Genomic DNA, 15,062 nt, shown 5'->3' on the forward strand with positions numbered 1-15,062 from the left:
CATCAGTGCGCGGCACTGACTGGAGACGCCCGGCGTACCAGGAGGGTGAACTCCTTCATGCCGTAATTGCCGATGACCTCGACCTGCGCCGCGAAGGCCCGCTCGCAATGGGCGGCCCAGATGTCCGGTGTGGTGCGATACAGCCGCGTCGTGGCGGGATCGCTGTCTGGCGCCTCCTCGATAGCGCTTACGAAATTCACGGCAAAGCCGCGCCGGCTGGTCGCGTCCATGCGCGCCAGCATGGCCCTGACGTAGTCCTCCCAGGCCTCGCGCGCGTGGCCGACATTGACGTTCATGATGCCGGAGGCCACTGAGTAGTCGGCGATACGCGGACTCGCGGCTCCGACGGCGAAGCGCCGCTGCGGGCCGGCATAGCGGCGACGCGCGCGACTGATCATGGCGCGTGACAGATCGATGCCGAGATAATCGATCTCATTGGCCGCGAAGCGGGTCGCCAGGAATGGCACAAGCGCGCCGTAGCCGCAGCCGATGTCGTTGAGGCTGAACGGCGCCGACGCATCGCACAGCTTCATCAGCTGCACGAAGCGCAGCCCCTGCGTCGCCTCGCACGACCAGTCGACGCCACGCGGCGTCGCGCCGTGACGCGAGACGCAGGCCGTGTAGTAGGCGTCGACGTCGGAGCAGATGGCGTCGAGCGAGGATCGGTCACGCTCGTTGTCGCCGCCCGCCCTCGTCCTCATTTCTTGCCGCGCTTCTGGACACGCCTGGTGCGCGCTTCCTCGGCGAGGTTCTGACGCGCCTCGCGACCGGGCGTGGTGGGAATCGAAACGATCACGTGGGTCTCGAGCGAGAACACCACCGGGCGGCCGTTCGACACGGTCACGCGCGGATCCTGGGCGGCCGAATGACAGACGATCGAAACCGGCAAGGGCTTTTCGGATTCCAGGTCGTCCTTGAAGGCCCTGATGACGCGGTCGTGGCCGTTCACGCCAGCGATATCCGATGGATAGGTCCGAAGATGCTCCAGGAAGCGATACCAGCGCCGCCGCTCGGTCCAATCCTGCGGCACGATCCCGAGCAACGCGAATGACTGTTGCAGACCATGCTGAAGTGAAAAGACGCCGAATTCGCGCTGCAGCTCGACCATTTCGTGCAAGGCCTCGGCCTCGAAGCGCCTGTTCAACTGCACAAGGATATCAAGTGTCGTACTGTCCTTGATCATCATTCCCATATGCCCAGACTCCCAAAAAATGATTCATGGAAAGCCGTATTAGTGCACGGGTCACCTGGTACCTTCAAGGGAGGAACGGCATTCTATCAACATCGGTTTGTAGATCTCGGCGCCAGAGACCTCCAGCAAGCGCTCCGCGTCGAGCAGCGATTGAAACGCCTCTTCATCATTGCGGAAGCCGGCATGCGAGGTGCGGATCAGACATCGCAGCAACGTCGCATGCAGCTCGCCGATGCGGTCGGTTCGGCGGCGGGCTACGCTGATCGCCTCGCCCGCAGTGTCCAAGGCGCCTTGCATGTCTCCCGCGCGGTACAAGGCGTCAGCTAGATCACCCAGCATCCGCGCCTCGAACTCCATACCTGCCCTGGCGCGTCTCGCGTAGTCAATGGCCTCGCGAAAATCGTAGGCCGCGTGCGTTACATCGCCGGCGATGGCCCGCGCGATGCCGGCGCCCGCCAAAGCCTGGACCCGGAGATATGGCATGCCCGCCGCTTCGGCGATCTGATGCAGTTCGGCCGAATGCATCGCGGCATCTTCGGCGCGCCCTTCGCATCTGGCGAATTCGATCGCCGCGAAATGAGGGATGAATCTTACGACAGGAGCCGCCTGGTCCGGTGGCGTCTCCAGCAGCTCGGTCAGCTGTATCTGGAGCTCTCCGAATCGACCGAGTTGAATCAGGGTCCGGGCCCGCAGGCATTTGATCCAGTATTCGACATCGAAGCCCATGATCTGGTTCGGGTTCAGGCCCAATGTCACATTGCTCTCGAAGCCGCTTTGCCGGGCCATGGCCTCCAGCGCGGTCTCGGCAGCGGAAAGCGCCTCTCGAACCCGCCCCGACAGCAGATAGGCCTGCGACAGCATGGCGTTGACGGTGGCATAGCGGCCGACATCCCCCTCCTCGGAGGTCAGCTTGACCGCATTCTGCACCAGAGTGACGTAGTCGTCGGCCGCCCCCGTCGAGGCCAGCACGCGCCCGTAGGCGCCGAGCACGAGCGGCTCATGCATCTTGTCCGAGGACCGCGCATAACGCAGCGCCTCTTCCGCGAACGGCTTGACCTCCTCGGCAGAGATGCCCTCGCGCCATCCGAAGTTGAGGATCTGCGCGCTGGCGAGCGAACGCAGTCGCTCGACATGCTCCGACTCCGGCATGGCCTGCAGCATGGCCCGGATCTTCTTCCACAACCGCAGCGCCTCGGCGGTGTTGGTGCGGCCGATCCAGCGCGCCGCGCGCTGCAGATGCTCGACGGACTGGATCGTCTGACCGGCGAACTCGTAATGCGAGGCGATCAGGGCCGCGAACTCGTCCTGGCTGCCCCAATCGAGCGCCTCGATGGCCTTCGCCACGGCAGCGTGGACCGTGCTCAGCCGCGAACGCAGTTGCATCGCATACGCCACCTCCTGGATCAGCGGATGGCGAAAGGCGAGCACGCCCATGTCGAACGGCGGCAGGTCATAAAGCAGATCGGCGTTGCGCAATTGCGCGAGCGCGTCGAACAGTTCGGCGTCGACGAGCCCTGTCACGGGCTTGAGCACGGACAGTGCCACCGAACGGCCGATCACGGCTGCCGTCTCCAGTACGTTCTTCGCGGTCTCGCCGAGCCGGTCGATCCGGGCCGCCACTACTGCATGCACCGTCGGCGGCAGCGGAATGGGACCAATGCCGCCCTTGAGGCGGTAGGCTCCGCGCTCGCCCTCGAAGTCGCTGCTTTCGGAGACCGCGCTCGCCAGCTCTTCGAGGAAGAACGGATTGCCCTGCGCGCGCTCGACGATGTCGCCGGCCAGCGCCTGCAACGACGGGTCGTCGCCGAACACGCCGCGCAGCAATTCACGTGCCTCGGCCGAGGCGAGCGGCACGATGTGCAACTCGTGAAATGCCGCCCGCTGCATGAAGGACGCGGCAAAGCCCGGCCTGTAGTTCACCACCAGCAGCGTCTTGGTGCCGATCGTGGCCTCGGCCAGCGCCTCGACGAACTCTTCGCTCGCTTCGTCGATCCAGTGCAGATCCTCGATCATGATCACGCTGCCGCCATCGGCCGGCGCCGCGCGAAACAGCGTTCTGAAGACGTTCAGCAGGCGGCTCTTGAACACGCCAGGATCGAGCCGCAGCGCGGGGCGGGCGGGATCGGCGAGTCCCATGAAGTCCAGCAGCAGCACCAGCGCGGTGTCCGGCAGGCCGATCGCTTCGAGCTTTTCGACCACACGCTGCCGCGACACCTCGACCGGCTCCTTCGGCCGGATGCCGAAGAAATCGCGCAAGAGCTCCAGCACCGGCTGGAACGGCGTCGTGCGGCCATGCGCCAGCACGCGGGCCTCGTAGACGCGAATGCCCTGGCGGCGGCAATGCTCGGCGAATTCGAAGCACAGCCGGCTCTTCCCGATGCCGGCCTCGCCGACGATGCCGACCACGGCGCCGCGCGCCGCCAGCACGTTGTCGAGTTCGCGTTCAAGGACATCGAACTGGGCCTTGCGACCGATCAGCGGCAGCAGCCGCTGGCCGCTGCGGAACACGTCGCTCGCCGGCGCGTTCAGGCGGCCGATCAGCTTGTAGATCGAGACCGGTGAGGCGATGCCGCGCACCGTGTGGGTGCCGAGCGGCTCGGCTTCGACGAATTGTCGCGCGCCGGTGTAGGTCTCCTTGCTGACCAGGATCGTGCCGGGCTCGGCCATGTGCTCGAGGCGGTTGGCCAGATGGACGTTGGCGCCGGCCGCATCGTAGGTCTGGTACATGCTGTTCTCGACGACCTGGACGATGACCTCGCCAGTGTGCAGCCCGACGCGGACCTGCAGGTGCGGATCGCCCAGCCGGCCGATCGAATCCTGCATCGCGAGCGCGCCGAGACAACCGCGTACCGCATGGTCCTCATGCGGCACCGGGGCCCCGAACAGCGCCATGACCCCGTCGCCCTGCGTCTTGTTGACGACGCCATCGAAGCGATGAACCGCCTCCTTCATGAGGTTGAGCACGGGATCGAGCCGCTGCATCGCGAGTTCGGGATCGCCGAGACTGTCGATCAGCTGGGTCGAATCACGAATGTCGGCGAACAGGATGGTCAGCCGCTTGCGCTCGCCGCCCTTGCTGCTCAGCGTCCGCAGCACGCGTTGCGCCGACTGGTCGCTCGGAGCAAGCCGCCCGGAGAGCGGCGCGCCGCATTGGCCGCAGAACCGGTTCGAGGGGCTGTTGGTGTGGCTACAAGCCTCGCATTTGAGGCCGAGCGGCTCGCCGCAGGCATCGCACGAGGCCGTCCCCGGCTGATTCTGCTTACCGCAACGTGCGCATTCCATGGCCCCTCCGTTCCACGGCGGAACTGACTCACGCCTCACGGCATGAGACTATGGAACTGCCACAATTTTCGCGGGAAACATAGCCTCAAGGCGGATGCGTGTCCTTGTCAACGTGGAGCTCGCACGGCCCGCCGGTTGTGACGCCGAGGTGAATCTCAACCTTGGCCACGCTCCTGCGCCAGCGCCTGCCAGGCGATGTCGCGGCGGCAGAAGCCATCGGTCCAGCGGATGCGGTCGACCGCCTCATAGGCGCGCGCCTGCGCCTCGGTGATGGTCTTGCCGGTGGCGCAGACGTTCAGCACGCGGCCGCCATTGGCGATGATCGAACCATCCTTCACCACCGTCCCAGCGTGGAAGATTTCAACGCCGTCAACCTTGGCAGCGTCGTCCAGCCCCTCGATCACGCTCCCCTTGGCGTAGTCACCGGGATAGCCTTCCGCGGCCATGACCACGGTGACCGCCGCGTCGGGAAACCAGCGCAGGTCGAAATTCTTCAATTGCCCATCGCATGCGGCGAGCATCGCCGGCACCAGGTCGGACATCATCCGCAGCATCAGCACCTGGCACTCCGGATCGCCGAAGCGGACATTGTATTCGAACAGCTTCGGTCCCTCGGCCGTCAGCATCAGCCCGGCATAGAGGATGCCCTTGAAGGGCGTCCCGCGCGCATTCATGCCGTCGATGGTCGGCAGGATGATGCGTTTCATGATCTGATCATGAATTTCCTGCGTGACGAACGGCGTCGGCGAATACGCGCCCATGCCGCCAGTGTTCGGCCCCTGGTCGTGGTCGAACACCCGCTTGTGGTCCTGCGCCGAGGCCAGCGGGATCGCAGTCTCGCCGTCACAGAGCGCGAAGAACGAGACCTCGCGCCCTTCGAGAAACTCCTCGATGACCACCTCTGCGCCGGCAACGCCGAAGCCGCCATCGAACATCATCCGCACAGCCTCTTCAGCTTCGACGAGCGTCCTGGCGACGACCACGCCCTTGCCCGCCGCCAAACCGTCGGCCTTCACGACGATCGGCGCGCCGTGCTCGCGGACATAGGCCAGCGCCTCCGGCGCATTGTCGAAGCGGCTGTAAGCGCCGGTCGGGATGCCGTATTCGGCGCAGAGATCCTTGGTGAAGCCCTTCGAGCCCTCGAGCTGCGCGGCCAGCTTGCGCGGCCCAAAGATCTTGATGCCGGCGCCGCTGACATCGTCGACGATTCCCGCCGCCAGCGGCGTCTCCGGCCCTACCACCACGAGATCGACCTTGTTCGCCCTGCAGAAGGCGATCACATCAGCATGGTTGGTCGTATCGAGCGCGACGCATTCCGCCTCCTTGGCAATCCCCGCATTGCCCGGAGCGCACCACAGCTTGGTGAGCAGCGGGGAGCCGGCGATCTTCCAGGCGAGAGCATGCTCGCGGCCGCCGGAACCAATCAGGAGGATATTCATCGTCGATGCCGTCAAAGGGAGTGGGTCGGTCTGGAGGCCCCACTTGCCCGGCCCTCGCCGCAGAGTCAAATCATGGCTCGGGCGGCTTTGCGGCGGCTCCGGCGATGATTTCCTGCAGGCCGGCGACGTGGCGGGCAAAGGCGGCGCGGCCCGAGGCGGCCAGCGTCACCGTGGTCTGCGGCTTCTTGCCGACGAAGGCCTTGTCGACGGTGACGTAGCCGGCCCGCGCCAGCGTCTCGATATGGGCGCCGAGATTGCCGTCGGTCGCCCCTGTCAGCTTCTTCAGCCGGACGAATTCGAGGCCCGCGCCGGCCGGCAGCGCATTGAGCGCCGCCATGATCCTGAGCCGCAGCGGCTGGTGGATGATCTCGTCGAGCTCCGCCAATGCCGCTAGCTCCGCCGCATCCACAAGCCGCCGAGGATCAGGCCGCCGCCATTGACGAAGGCCATCCACAACGGAAACGCGCCGTCGATGAAGGCGTAGCCGATCAGGGTCAGGGCGATGACGCAGAGTCCGAAGATCGTGAACGCCATCCCGAACCACAGGCCGGCAAGGCAGTAGAACAGCATGAAGTAGATCGGCCAGAACGCGCCCATCTCGCGCGGCCCGAAATGGCCGATCGTCTCGACGAAGGAGCCGAAGGCAGAAAACATGACGAAGGCGAGCAACGATCGCAGATCGAAGCTGCTTGTCCCCGAACGCGCCTTCCTGACCACCCCCACCGCAATTGATCCGCCGATCGCCAGCACGTAGACCGAACGCCACGTGATGCCGGCGTAGAGCGGCGCCAGATAGGTCGCGAGATTGCCTGCAAACACGAGCACGCCCCACAGGATCATCAGCAGGCTGGAGAGCCTGTAGATCTGCGACTGACGGACGCGCTTGGTGATATCCTCGATGTCGCTCAACGCGCGCGCGGCTTCCAGGTGATCGATCATGCGGATTGAACCCTCTAGCGCGTGGCCACATCTTCGGCGATCGCCGCGACCGCGGCGGGCGCCGACACGATCTCCATGTGATTGACGCCGGCGACCAGCTTGACGTCGACTGCCGGCGCGACTGCATGCACGGCATCGGCATATTTGTCCGCAAGCATCAGCTCGTCGGCGGCGCCGGCGATCACGCTGACCGGATGCTTCGCCGCGATGAGATCGGCCTTGTAGCCCGCGGTCGCGAAGTTGCGAAACAGCCGATAGCTGTAGGCCGGAACGACGTACTTCTCCGCGTTCGGCCGGATGGCGAAGGCCAAGGCGGGCAGCGCCTCGCAGCACGGCAGGCCGGCGCGGCTCAGCAGGCCAAGCGCGAGAATGCGCGGAATGTCGGGGCTCGCCCAGCCGCCGGAATTGTCGCGGTTGGTCGGCGCATCGTAGCCGAGATAGGGCGCGAGCAGCACGGTGCGGGCGAACAGGTCCTGGATCGGCGAACCGGCGACGCGCAGCGCGAACCCGCCGCCGGCGGAATGCCCCAGCAGCACAATGGGCTGCGTCGGCACCGATCTGCGGACCTCGGCGACGAGGTCGGCGAGATCGTTCTCGAGCTGGCCGCGATAGCCGATGTCGCCGCGGGTACCGGAGCCGCCATGGCCGCGGATATCGGGCGCAAAGGTCTCGATCCCGCCTGCGGCCAGCCCATCGGCGAGAGCATGCACCGCGACGCTGGAGCCCGACGAGCCATGCACCAGGATGGCGATCTTGCCGGCCGGCGTCCCCCGCGCCGGATAGTGGCGATAGGCGAGCTCGGTGCCATCCCGCGCGCTGAAGCGCTGCAGGGGCGGCATGGTGCTGCGGTCGACCTGACCGGCTGTCTCGGAGATCGATTTCAGCTCCGGCGGGTGCACCAGCGGGTTAGCAAGCATCGCGCCCAGGATCAGCGCCAAGACCCCCGCAAGACCGAGGCCCCAACCAACCAGCCGAAGCACCATTTTGACGCCCCTCATGACCACTCTCTCCGGAGATCGTCGTTTATAGAGTACTCTGTATAACAGAGTTATCGAAAAGACAATCGCTTGATTGGCGGTGCCGGCCGAAAGTCCCTACCTTGGCGGCTGCTCCCAAACCCGAATCAGCCAGCGATGCCGCCCGCGGAAGCCCTGCCCAACGCGCCCGAATTCACCGTCTCCGAGCTGTCCTCCGCGCTGAAACGCACGGTCGAGGACCAGTTCGGGCACGTCCGCGTGCGCGGCGAGATCAGCGGCTTTCGCGGCCCGCATTCCTCGGGTCATTGCTATTTCGCGCTCAAGGACGAGAGCGCCAAGATCGAGGCGGTGATCTGGAAGGGCGTGCACGGCCGGATGCGCTTCAAGCCTCAGGAGGGGCTCGAGGTCATCGCGACCGGCAAGCTCACCACCTATCCGAACTCCTCGAAGTACCAGATCGTGATCGAGGCGCTTGAGCCGGCCGGCATCGGCGCGCTGATGGCGCTGATGGAGGAGCGCAAGCGGAAGCTCGGCGCCGAGGGCCTGTTCGATCCCGCGCGCAAGCAGCTTCTGCCCTGGCTGCCCGAGGTGATCGGCGTCGTCACCTCGCCGACCGGCGCGGTTATCCGCGACATCCTGCACCGGCTGGAGGACCGCTTTCCCCGCCGGGTGCTGGTGTGGCCAGTGAAGGTGCAGGGCGACGGCTCGGCCGAGCAGGTCGCGGCCGCGATCCGCGGCTTCAACGACCTGCCGGAGGATGGCCCGATCCCCCGTCCGGACGTGCTGATCGTCGCGCGCGGCGGCGGCTCGCTCGAGGATCTCTGGTCGTTCAACGAGGAGATCGTGGTCCGCGCGGCCGCGGAGAGCATGATCCCGCTGATCTCCGCCGTCGGCCACGAGACCGACGTCACGCTGATCGATTTCGCCGCCGATAAGCGCGCGCCGACGCCGACGGCCGCGGCCGAAATGGCAGTGCCTGTCCGCAGCGAGCTGATGCAGGAGGTCGCGAGCCTCGCCCGCCGCGTCAGCGTGTGCTGGCAGCGCGGCCAGGAGAGCCGCCGCAACGAGCTGCGCGCCGCCGCGCGCGCTTTGCCCGGCGCGAGCGACCTGCTGGCCATTCCGCGGCAGCGGCTTGATGCCGCGTCGTCCAGCCTGCCGCGCGCGCTCAAGACCAACACGCACGTGCATTTCCGCCAGTTCGCGGCCGCCAGCGCCAAGCTGACATTGCGCGTGCTGCATGGGCAGATCTCACAGGCCGATCATCGTCTCGTCGTGTCGTCAGAACGGCTGTCGCTGTCGGCGCGCGCGCTGCTGCACCGGCGCCGCGAGCGTTTCGAGGCGCTCGACGCCCGCTTCAAGGCGTCGCGCCAGGCCTATGCGCAGGCCAAGCGCCAGGCGATCGCGCGCGAGCGCGACCGCGCCGAGCGGCTGGCCGATCGCGCCAGCCGCGCGCTCGCGACCTCGATCCTGCGTCTGCGGGCGCGCACCGATCACGCGGGTCAGTTGCTGTCGGCGCTGTCCTATCGCAGCGTGCTGGCGCGCGGCTTCGCATTGGTGCGCGACGAGGCCGGCCATCCGCTGCATCAGGCGGCGGGCATCGAGTCGGGCGCGGCCTTGTCGATCGAGTTCGCCGACGGCAGGGTCGCGGCGACGGCGGGCGCGGGAAGTCCCCTCCCGACGTCAGCTCCTGCCGCGCCGAAGCCTGTGCGAGAAAGCAAACCCGCCGCAGCGAAGCGCACGCCCGATCCCGCGGATCAAGGCAGCCTGTTCTGACGGCAGATCAGCGCGCGAGCCAGTCGGCCACGAGCTTCTGCGCATCGGCGCGCGCTTCGGGATCGGAGCCGACATGGCCGCGCTCGGGCGCGGCGGCATCGGCGCCGGCCACCTGATGAACCGGCAGGTTGAGCCGGTCGAAATCATGATAGGCGCCGGGATAGACGACGATGCGCGTCAGCGCGCTGCGGCCGCGCGCGCCATCGATCATCTGCCGGCAGGCCGGCGGCGAGTAGACGTCATCGAGACCGCCGATCAGGATCAGCGTCGGGACGCGCGCGCTCCATCCGAGTCCCGAGGAGGCGCGACAGTCCGGATAGAAGGCGATTGCCGCACGAAAGTCCGGCGAAGCATGGTCGGGCAGTTGCGGACGCACGGCCCACAGCAGCGCGCTGGCGCCGCTGGCCCAGCCGACCAGGCTGATGCGATCCGGCATCGCCCAGGATTGCTGCGTCAGCCATTTTTGCGCGGCGACGATGTCTGCGACACGCTCGCGGCGGCCGCTGATGCGACGGTCCTTGACGCGGCATTGCGGGCCCAGGCCGCGCGAGCCGTAGCTGTCGGGAAACAGCACGGCCTTGCCGCCCTTGAGGAGGTCCAAAGCCCAGTCGCGGTAGCGCGGCTGGACCGGCTCGGAGCGACCACCGAGACCACCGCAGCCATGCAGCGCGATCACGGTCGGAAAAGGCCCCTTCTCTGCCGGCACATAGAGCTGAGCGTGCAGCACGTAGCTGCCGGCCGGAATCTCGACCGGCGTCGGCAACGGCTCCGTCGCGGCCGCCGGTGCCGTGGCGCAGAGCAGAAAGGCGACGACGGTGATGAGGAAGCGCATCAAACCAGCCGGAGGACACAAGCGGCGGAGACCCGAAATCCTAGCTAGCACGGTCCTTTGAGGCGCCGCATCACAAATCAGTGGGCTTGCGGAAGCGACAGTGCCTCCCATCTATGCTACTGAAATCACCGGACATCACGGGGTGTGCGCCCGGCGGCGGCGCAAGTGAATTGGAGATCGCGGACGTGCTCAACAAGTTCGGTCCCTCGGGCCAGGGGGAAGCGCAGGTGCAGTATCTGGATGGCGATTTCCGCGTGATCTCCCCGGGAAGCTACGTGCGTTGCGCGGTCACCGATGCGCGGATTCCGCTCGACGAGCTGAAATATTGGAGCGTCGACCTCCAGGAAGCCTATGCGTTGCCGAGCGCCGTGCTGCAGCGGCACTACCCCGGCGCGCTCAAGGCGAACGGCTAGGACGCACGCGCCGCTGACAGCCGTCGCGCCACGAGGGAACGTACCGCCGTCTCATCATCGAACTGCAAGGTCACCGGAAACGCCATGGGCGCAAGCTCCGGATGATCCCATCCGCGGCCGCGCAGCCGGACGAGATCCTTCTCTGTGGTGACCAGAGCGAGCTGCTCACGCGTGGCTTGGTCCACGAGCGCCTTGATGTCACCGTCTGTGAACGGATGATGATCGGGAAACGGCCGCTCGGCCCTGATCTCGAGCCCGCTGGCTCGCAAGCTCCTGAAGAAGCGTTGGGGATCGCCGATGCCTGCGAAGGCCAGGAGGGGCCGGCCGGCGAGCGACGCGACGACGCCCGCATCGGGCTGCAGCTGCGCCCTGAACACTGGCTTGCCCGCCGCGGCCACGCGTGAGGCGACGGCTTCGCCGGCCTCACCTCGTCCGATGATCATCAAGGCGTCGGTCCGCGCCAGTTGCGGTGGCAGCGGCGTGCGCAGCGGTCCGGCGGGAAACACCCGAGCATTGCCGAGCCCGCGCCCGCCATCGACGACGATCAGCGCGAGATCCTTTGTGATCGACGGATTCTGAAATCCATCATCCATCAGAATGACGGATGCGCGATGCGCCTTCGCGAGTCCGACACCGTCGGCGCGCGCGCGCGAGACCACCACCGGGACATGCGCGGCCATCATCAACGGCTCGTCGCCGACATCGGCTGCGCCATGAGCGGCTGGATCGACCAGGACGGGCCCTGGCAACCGGCCGCCATAACCGCGGCTCAGCACGACCGGCTGCTCACCCTGCCCGCGGAGCAACGCGGTCAACGCCAACACCGTCGGCGTCTTGCCGGCGCCGCCGACATGGTAGTTGCCGACGCAGATCACGGGCACGCCCGCCTTGATGCCAGGCTGCGCCATGCGGCGCGCAGCGACGGCGCCGTACAGCATCGACAGCGGAGACAACAGATGCGATTGCCAGGAGGGGGGCCGATGCCAGAAGGCCGGCTCACGCATCGCCGGCGGCCCCCATCTCGAGCCTGACCTGCAAAAGATAAGGCTCGAGCGCGGCCATCGTCCGCTCCAGCGCGCCGCCGAGCTGGTCGACGACGCGCGAGCCCGCCGCCACTATCGTGGCGCAGGCCTCGGGCGCGGCAAGCAGTTGCCGGAGTTGCCGCACCAGCGCCTCCCGGTCATGGGCGAGACGCGCGCCGGCCGCCTTGTCGAGCGCTTCGTAGACATCGGTGAAGTTGAAGACATGCGGCCCATGCACGACCGCGGCGCCGAGCTTCACCGCCTCGATCGGATTCTGGCCGCCATGCTCGACCAGCGAGCCACCCATGAACACGATCGGCGCCAGCCGGTAGAACAGGCCGAGCTCGCCCATCGTGTCAGCGACGTAGATGTCGGTGCCGGCGAGCGGCTGCTCCTCACGCGAGCGTAGCGCGCCGTGCAGTCCCGCGCCGGCGATGAGCTCGGCAACCGCCGGACCGCGATGCGGATGCCGCGGCACAATCACCGTGAGCAGAGACGGGTGAGTCGCCGCCAACGCCTTGTGGGCGCCAATCAGGATCTCCTCCTCGCCGGGATGCGTCGAGGCGGCGACCACTACCGGACGGCCGCGCGTCATCGCGGTGAGCCGGTCGAGCTTCGCCGCATCGGCCGGCGGCGCCGGCACGTCGAGCTTGAGATTGCCTGTCGTGATGACGTTGCGCGCCCCGAGTGCGGAGAACCGCTCGGCATCGGCTTCCGACTGCGTCAGGCAGAGATCGAAGCGTCCGAGCAGTGCGGAGATCGTACCAGCCATGCGGCGCCAGCGCGGGAACGAGCGCTGCGACATGCGGCCGTTGATCACGACCATCGGCACCCGCCGCGACGCGCCGGCCAGGATCAGGTTCGGCCACAGATCGGATTCGATGAACAGGCCGAGCGATGGCCGCCAATGGTCGATGAAGCGCTCGACGAAACGCGGCGTGTCGTAGGGGACGTATTGGTGGATGACGTCGGGCGGGAAACGCTTGGCGACGATCGCAGCGGACGTCACGGTGCCCGAGGTGATCAGGATACGGATGTTCAGCTCTCGCAGCCGCTCGATCAGCGCCGCGGCCGCCAGGACTTCGCCGACGCTAGCACCGTGAATCCAGACCAGAGGTCCCTGTGGGCGGGTGTCGTGGCTGAGGCCGCGCCGCTCGTCGCTGCGCTCCGGGTCCTCCTTGCCGCGCTTGAGCCGCTGCCTGATCAGCGCCGGAGCAAGCGGCACCGCCGCCGAGGACAACCCGCGGTAGACACGCAGGGCCATCGGCAGCGGGCTAGCCACTGGACGCTCCCGAAGATTCCGCTCTTGAAGAGTCCGCGCCCGAATTCACCGGCGGCGGGCAGGCCTCGGGGCGGCCTACGATCTCATAGGCGCGGCGCATGCATTCATTGAGCGTCGCCTCGAGATCGAGGCGCGCCTGCTCCATGGTGGCGGCATCGGCATCGCGCGGCACGCTGATTTCCTTGATTCCCACCAATGCGCCGCGGCCGAATGGCAAATTGATGGTGGTGCTGTCCCAATTCTTCAGGCGGACGAAGCGGCTCGTGACCATTGCGAAGGGCATGATCGGACGTCCTGATTCACGCGCGAGCATGATGATGCCGAGACCCGCGATCCGCGCACGCTTCGGCACATCGGCAGTCGATGCGACGTTATAGTTGTCTTCGAGCGCTTGCACCATCTCCCTGAACGCCCCGACCCCGCCTTTCCGGTGGAAGGAGCCGCCGTGATCGCCGGAGCCTCGGATGGTTCCGATGCCGAGCCGCTCCGCAGCGATCGCGTTGAACTCGCCGTCGCGATGCTTGGAGATCAGCACCTTGGCGCGATAGCTCGGCTTGTTCCTGATGAACGGCGTCAGCAGATGCTGGCCGTGCCAGAACGCGAAGATCGCCGGCATCTGCGGCTCGACGATCTCGTAGACGTCGGGCGGCTCGAAGGTGAAGCGGTTGGTGAGCCACACCAGACGCAGATACTCGGCCGCGAGGAACCCGACGGCGCGCTGGAACCAGCCGCTGCGCAGCGTATTGCGGATCAGATGTTTCAACGTGTGAGCTTTGCGGCTTACTTCGCGTCCTGGCCGGGATCGAGCAGCCGGTGTAGGTGAACGATGAAATAGCGCATGTGGGCGTTGTCGACCGTCATCTGCGCCTTTGCGCGCCAGGCGGCGTGGGCCGCCGCATAGTTCGGATACACGCCAACGATGTCGACCTTGTCGAGATCCTTGAACTCGTTCTTGTCGAGGTTGACGAGCTCGCCGCCGATCACGAGGTGAAGGAGCTGCTGCGAGGCGCTATCTGTCATCGGGTCCGTTCCTAATCAACGCCTTGCGGGCGAGCTCGAAGGGGCAGTCCGGGCGAGTGAAGTCCGGAGAGTGCGGCCGGGGAGCGTTCAGACCGGCGGTAATCTGCGATACCGCGCGACGATATCAGCATGTCGGTCGCGGCCCGCTGCCACCAGCACCCCGTGCACCACTTCCGGACGATTATAGTGGATCGTCTCGCCGGACAACGCGGTCATTTTACCACCCGCTTCCTGCACGATCAGATGAGCCGCCGCAAGATCCCAATCGCGGCTTTGTCCGCCTGCAAAAGCGGCATCGAGCGCGCCGTGCGCGACACGGCACAGCCGCAGCGCCAGCGAGCCGATTCGCGGATGCAGCTCGATCGGCTGCGAAGCATGCGCGAGTCGTTCAACCAGCGGTTTGGGACCGGCTATGCGCGCGAAGTCGAGCGCAGTCCCCTCGCCGGCGTGGACCGGCTGATCGTTGAGCAGCGTGCCCTGTCCCCGCGCGGCAAAGAAGAACTCGCTGGTGACCGGGGCATAGACCGCGGCCAGGATCGGCGCATTGTCCTCGACCAGCGCGACGCTGACGCACCAGTCGCTGCGGCTGCCGAGATAGGAGCGCGTGCCGTCGATCGGATCGACGATCCAGGCGCGCCGCCGGCCGAGCCGGGCCGGATCATCGGCGCTCTCCTCGGACAGCCAGCCATACTCCGGTGTTGCCGATCGCAGCCTGTTCTCGAGCAGTGCATTGACCGCCATGTCGGCTTCCGACACCGGCGAGGATGCGCCCTTGGTCCATTTGCGCAGTTCGGTGCCGAACATCGCGTGCGCCAGTTCGCCGGCCTCGCGCACCGCCTCCTTCAGCAGCCCGGCATCAGCCGCCAAGCCGGTCTCACTGGATGTCTCGAT

General features: G+C 66.7%; 15 protein-coding genes. 2 read left to right on the forward strand and 13 right to left on the reverse strand.

Annotated features, from left to right (window positions below):
* Nucleotides 1-2: 2 nt before the first annotated feature.
* The 7 genes from BRADO_RS28310 to BRADO_RS28340 all read right to left on the reverse strand — a co-directional run bounded on the left by BRADO_RS28310 (nt 3) and on the right by BRADO_RS28340 (nt 7,850).
* Nucleotides 3-701, reverse strand: a complete 699-nt coding sequence (locus tag BRADO_RS28310) for a class I SAM-dependent methyltransferase (RefSeq protein ID WP_012029629.1) — start codon at nt 699-701, stop codon at nt 3-5.
* Nucleotides 698-1,186: a hypothetical protein gene (locus BRADO_RS28315; RefSeq protein WP_244422906.1), complete on the reverse strand. Its 489-nt coding sequence runs from the start codon at nt 1,184-1,186 to the stop codon at nt 698-700. The genes BRADO_RS28310 and BRADO_RS28315 overlap by 4 nt, the downstream gene beginning before the upstream one ends.
* Nucleotides 1,187-1,243: 57 nt before the next feature.
* Nucleotides 1,244-4,474, reverse strand: coding sequence for an adenylate/guanylate cyclase domain-containing protein (locus tag BRADO_RS28320; RefSeq protein ID WP_012029631.1), 3,231 nt, complete (start codon nt 4,472-4,474; stop codon nt 1,244-1,246).
* Between the two features lie 155 nt (nt 4,475-4,629).
* The gene (purD, locus tag BRADO_RS28325) at nt 4,630-5,913 is read right to left on the reverse strand and encodes a phosphoribosylamine--glycine ligase (RefSeq protein ID WP_012029632.1); all 1,284 of its coding nucleotides are present in this window, start codon (nt 5,911-5,913) and stop codon (nt 4,630-4,632) included.
* A gap of 70 nt (nt 5,914-5,983) precedes the next feature.
* On the reverse strand, nt 5,984-6,298 hold the full coding sequence (locus BRADO_RS28330) for a transcriptional regulator (protein WP_012029633.1): 315 nt from the start codon (nt 6,296-6,298) through the stop codon (nt 5,984-5,986).
* Nucleotides 6,299-6,303: 5 nt separating this feature from the next.
* Nucleotides 6,304-6,852, reverse strand: a complete 549-nt coding sequence (locus tag BRADO_RS28335) for a hypothetical protein (RefSeq protein ID WP_012029634.1) — start codon at nt 6,850-6,852, stop codon at nt 6,304-6,306.
* Nucleotides 6,853-6,866: 14 nt separating this feature from the next.
* Nucleotides 6,867-7,850: an alpha/beta hydrolase gene (locus BRADO_RS28340; RefSeq protein ID WP_173363515.1), complete on the reverse strand. Its 984-nt coding sequence runs from the start codon at nt 7,848-7,850 to the stop codon at nt 6,867-6,869.
* 135 nt (nt 7,851-7,985) lie between these two features.
* Here BRADO_RS28340 and xseA point away from each other — a divergent pair, with 135 nt between their 5' ends.
* Entirely contained in the window at nt 7,986-9,602 is a 1,617-nt protein-coding gene (gene xseA / locus BRADO_RS28345; RefSeq protein ID WP_012029636.1) for an exodeoxyribonuclease VII large subunit, read from the forward strand.
* A 7-nt stretch (nt 9,603-9,609) separates the two neighbouring features.
* On the opposite strand, the gene BRADO_RS28350 is transcribed toward xseA, so the two are convergent.
* Nucleotides 9,610-10,434 (reverse strand): dienelactone hydrolase family protein, encoded by an 825-nt coding sequence (locus BRADO_RS28350; protein WP_012029637.1) that lies wholly within the window; start codon nt 10,432-10,434, stop codon nt 9,610-9,612.
* A gap of 185 nt (nt 10,435-10,619) precedes the next feature.
* Between BRADO_RS28350 and BRADO_RS28355 the strand changes: the two genes are divergently transcribed.
* Nucleotides 10,620-10,847: a DUF2093 domain-containing protein gene (locus BRADO_RS28355; RefSeq protein WP_012041933.1), complete on the forward strand. Its 228-nt coding sequence runs from the start codon at nt 10,620-10,622 to the stop codon at nt 10,845-10,847.
* Here BRADO_RS28355 and lpxK read toward each other — a convergent pair.
* The 5 genes from lpxK to BRADO_RS28380 form a co-directional block, all read right to left on the reverse strand.
* Entirely contained in the window at nt 10,844-11,851 is a 1,008-nt protein-coding gene (gene lpxK, locus BRADO_RS28360; protein WP_012029638.1) for a tetraacyldisaccharide 4'-kinase, read from the reverse strand. The genes BRADO_RS28355 and lpxK overlap by 4 nt on opposite strands.
* Nucleotides 11,844-13,151 (reverse strand): 3-deoxy-D-manno-octulosonic acid transferase, encoded by a 1,308-nt coding sequence (locus BRADO_RS28365; protein ID WP_012029639.1) that lies wholly within the window; start codon nt 13,149-13,151, stop codon nt 11,844-11,846. The genes lpxK and BRADO_RS28365 overlap by 8 nt, the downstream gene beginning before the upstream one ends.
* Complete coding sequence (locus BRADO_RS28370) at nt 13,144-13,914, reverse strand: lysophospholipid acyltransferase family protein (RefSeq protein ID WP_012029640.1); 771 nt, start codon at nt 13,912-13,914, stop codon at nt 13,144-13,146. Before BRADO_RS28370 ends, BRADO_RS28365 begins: the two co-directional genes overlap by 8 nt.
* Nucleotides 13,915-13,931: 17 nt before the next feature.
* Complete coding sequence (locus tag BRADO_RS28375; protein ID WP_008961403.1) at nt 13,932-14,171, reverse strand: DUF4170 domain-containing protein; 240 nt, start codon at nt 14,169-14,171, stop codon at nt 13,932-13,934.
* Nucleotides 14,172-14,258: 87 nt separating this feature from the next.
* The gene (locus tag BRADO_RS28380) at nt 14,259-15,005 is read right to left on the reverse strand and encodes a 3'(2'),5'-bisphosphate nucleotidase CysQ (RefSeq protein ID WP_012029641.1); all 747 of its coding nucleotides are present in this window, start codon (nt 15,003-15,005) and stop codon (nt 14,259-14,261) included.
* Nucleotides 15,006-15,062 lie beyond the last annotated feature (57 nt).

This window comes from Bradyrhizobium sp. ORS 278 (genome assembly GCF_000026145.1).
GTDB lineage: Bacteria > Pseudomonadota > Alphaproteobacteria > Rhizobiales > Xanthobacteraceae > Bradyrhizobium.

Bases quoted from the DNA above. Each gene is read 5' to 3' on its own strand.
- BRADO_RS28310 (WP_012029629.1), bottom strand. From the start codon at position 701: ATGAGGACGAGGGCGGGCGGCGACAACGAGCGTGACCGATCCTCGCTC.
- BRADO_RS28315 (WP_244422906.1), bottom strand. From the start codon at position 1,186: ATGATGATCAAGGACAGTACGACACTTGATATCCTTGTGCAGTTGAAC.
- BRADO_RS28320 (WP_012029631.1), bottom strand. From the start codon at position 4,474: ATGGAATGCGCACGTTGCGGTAAGCAGAATCAGCCGGGGACGGCCTCG.
- purD (WP_012029632.1), bottom strand. From the start codon at position 5,913: ATGAATATCCTCCTGATTGGTTCCGGCGGCCGCGAGCATGCTCTCGCC.
- BRADO_RS28335 (WP_012029634.1), bottom strand. From the start codon at position 6,852: ATGATCGATCACCTGGAAGCCGCGCGCGCGTTGAGCGACATCGAGGAT.
- BRADO_RS28340 (WP_173363515.1), bottom strand. From the start codon at position 7,850: ATGAGGGGCGTCAAAATGGTGCTTCGGCTGGTTGGTTGGGGCCTCGGT.
- xseA (WP_012029636.1), top strand. From the start codon at position 7,986: ATGCCGCCCGCGGAAGCCCTGCCCAACGCGCCCGAATTCACCGTCTCC.
- BRADO_RS28350 (WP_012029637.1), bottom strand. From the start codon at position 10,434: ATGCGCTTCCTCATCACCGTCGTCGCCTTTCTGCTCTGCGCCACGGCA.
- lpxK (WP_012029638.1), bottom strand. From the start codon at position 11,851: ATGCGTGAGCCGGCCTTCTGGCATCGGCCCCCCTCCTGGCAATCGCAT.
- BRADO_RS28375 (WP_008961403.1), bottom strand. From the start codon at position 14,171: ATGACAGATAGCGCCTCGCAGCAGCTCCTTCACCTCGTGATCGGCGGC.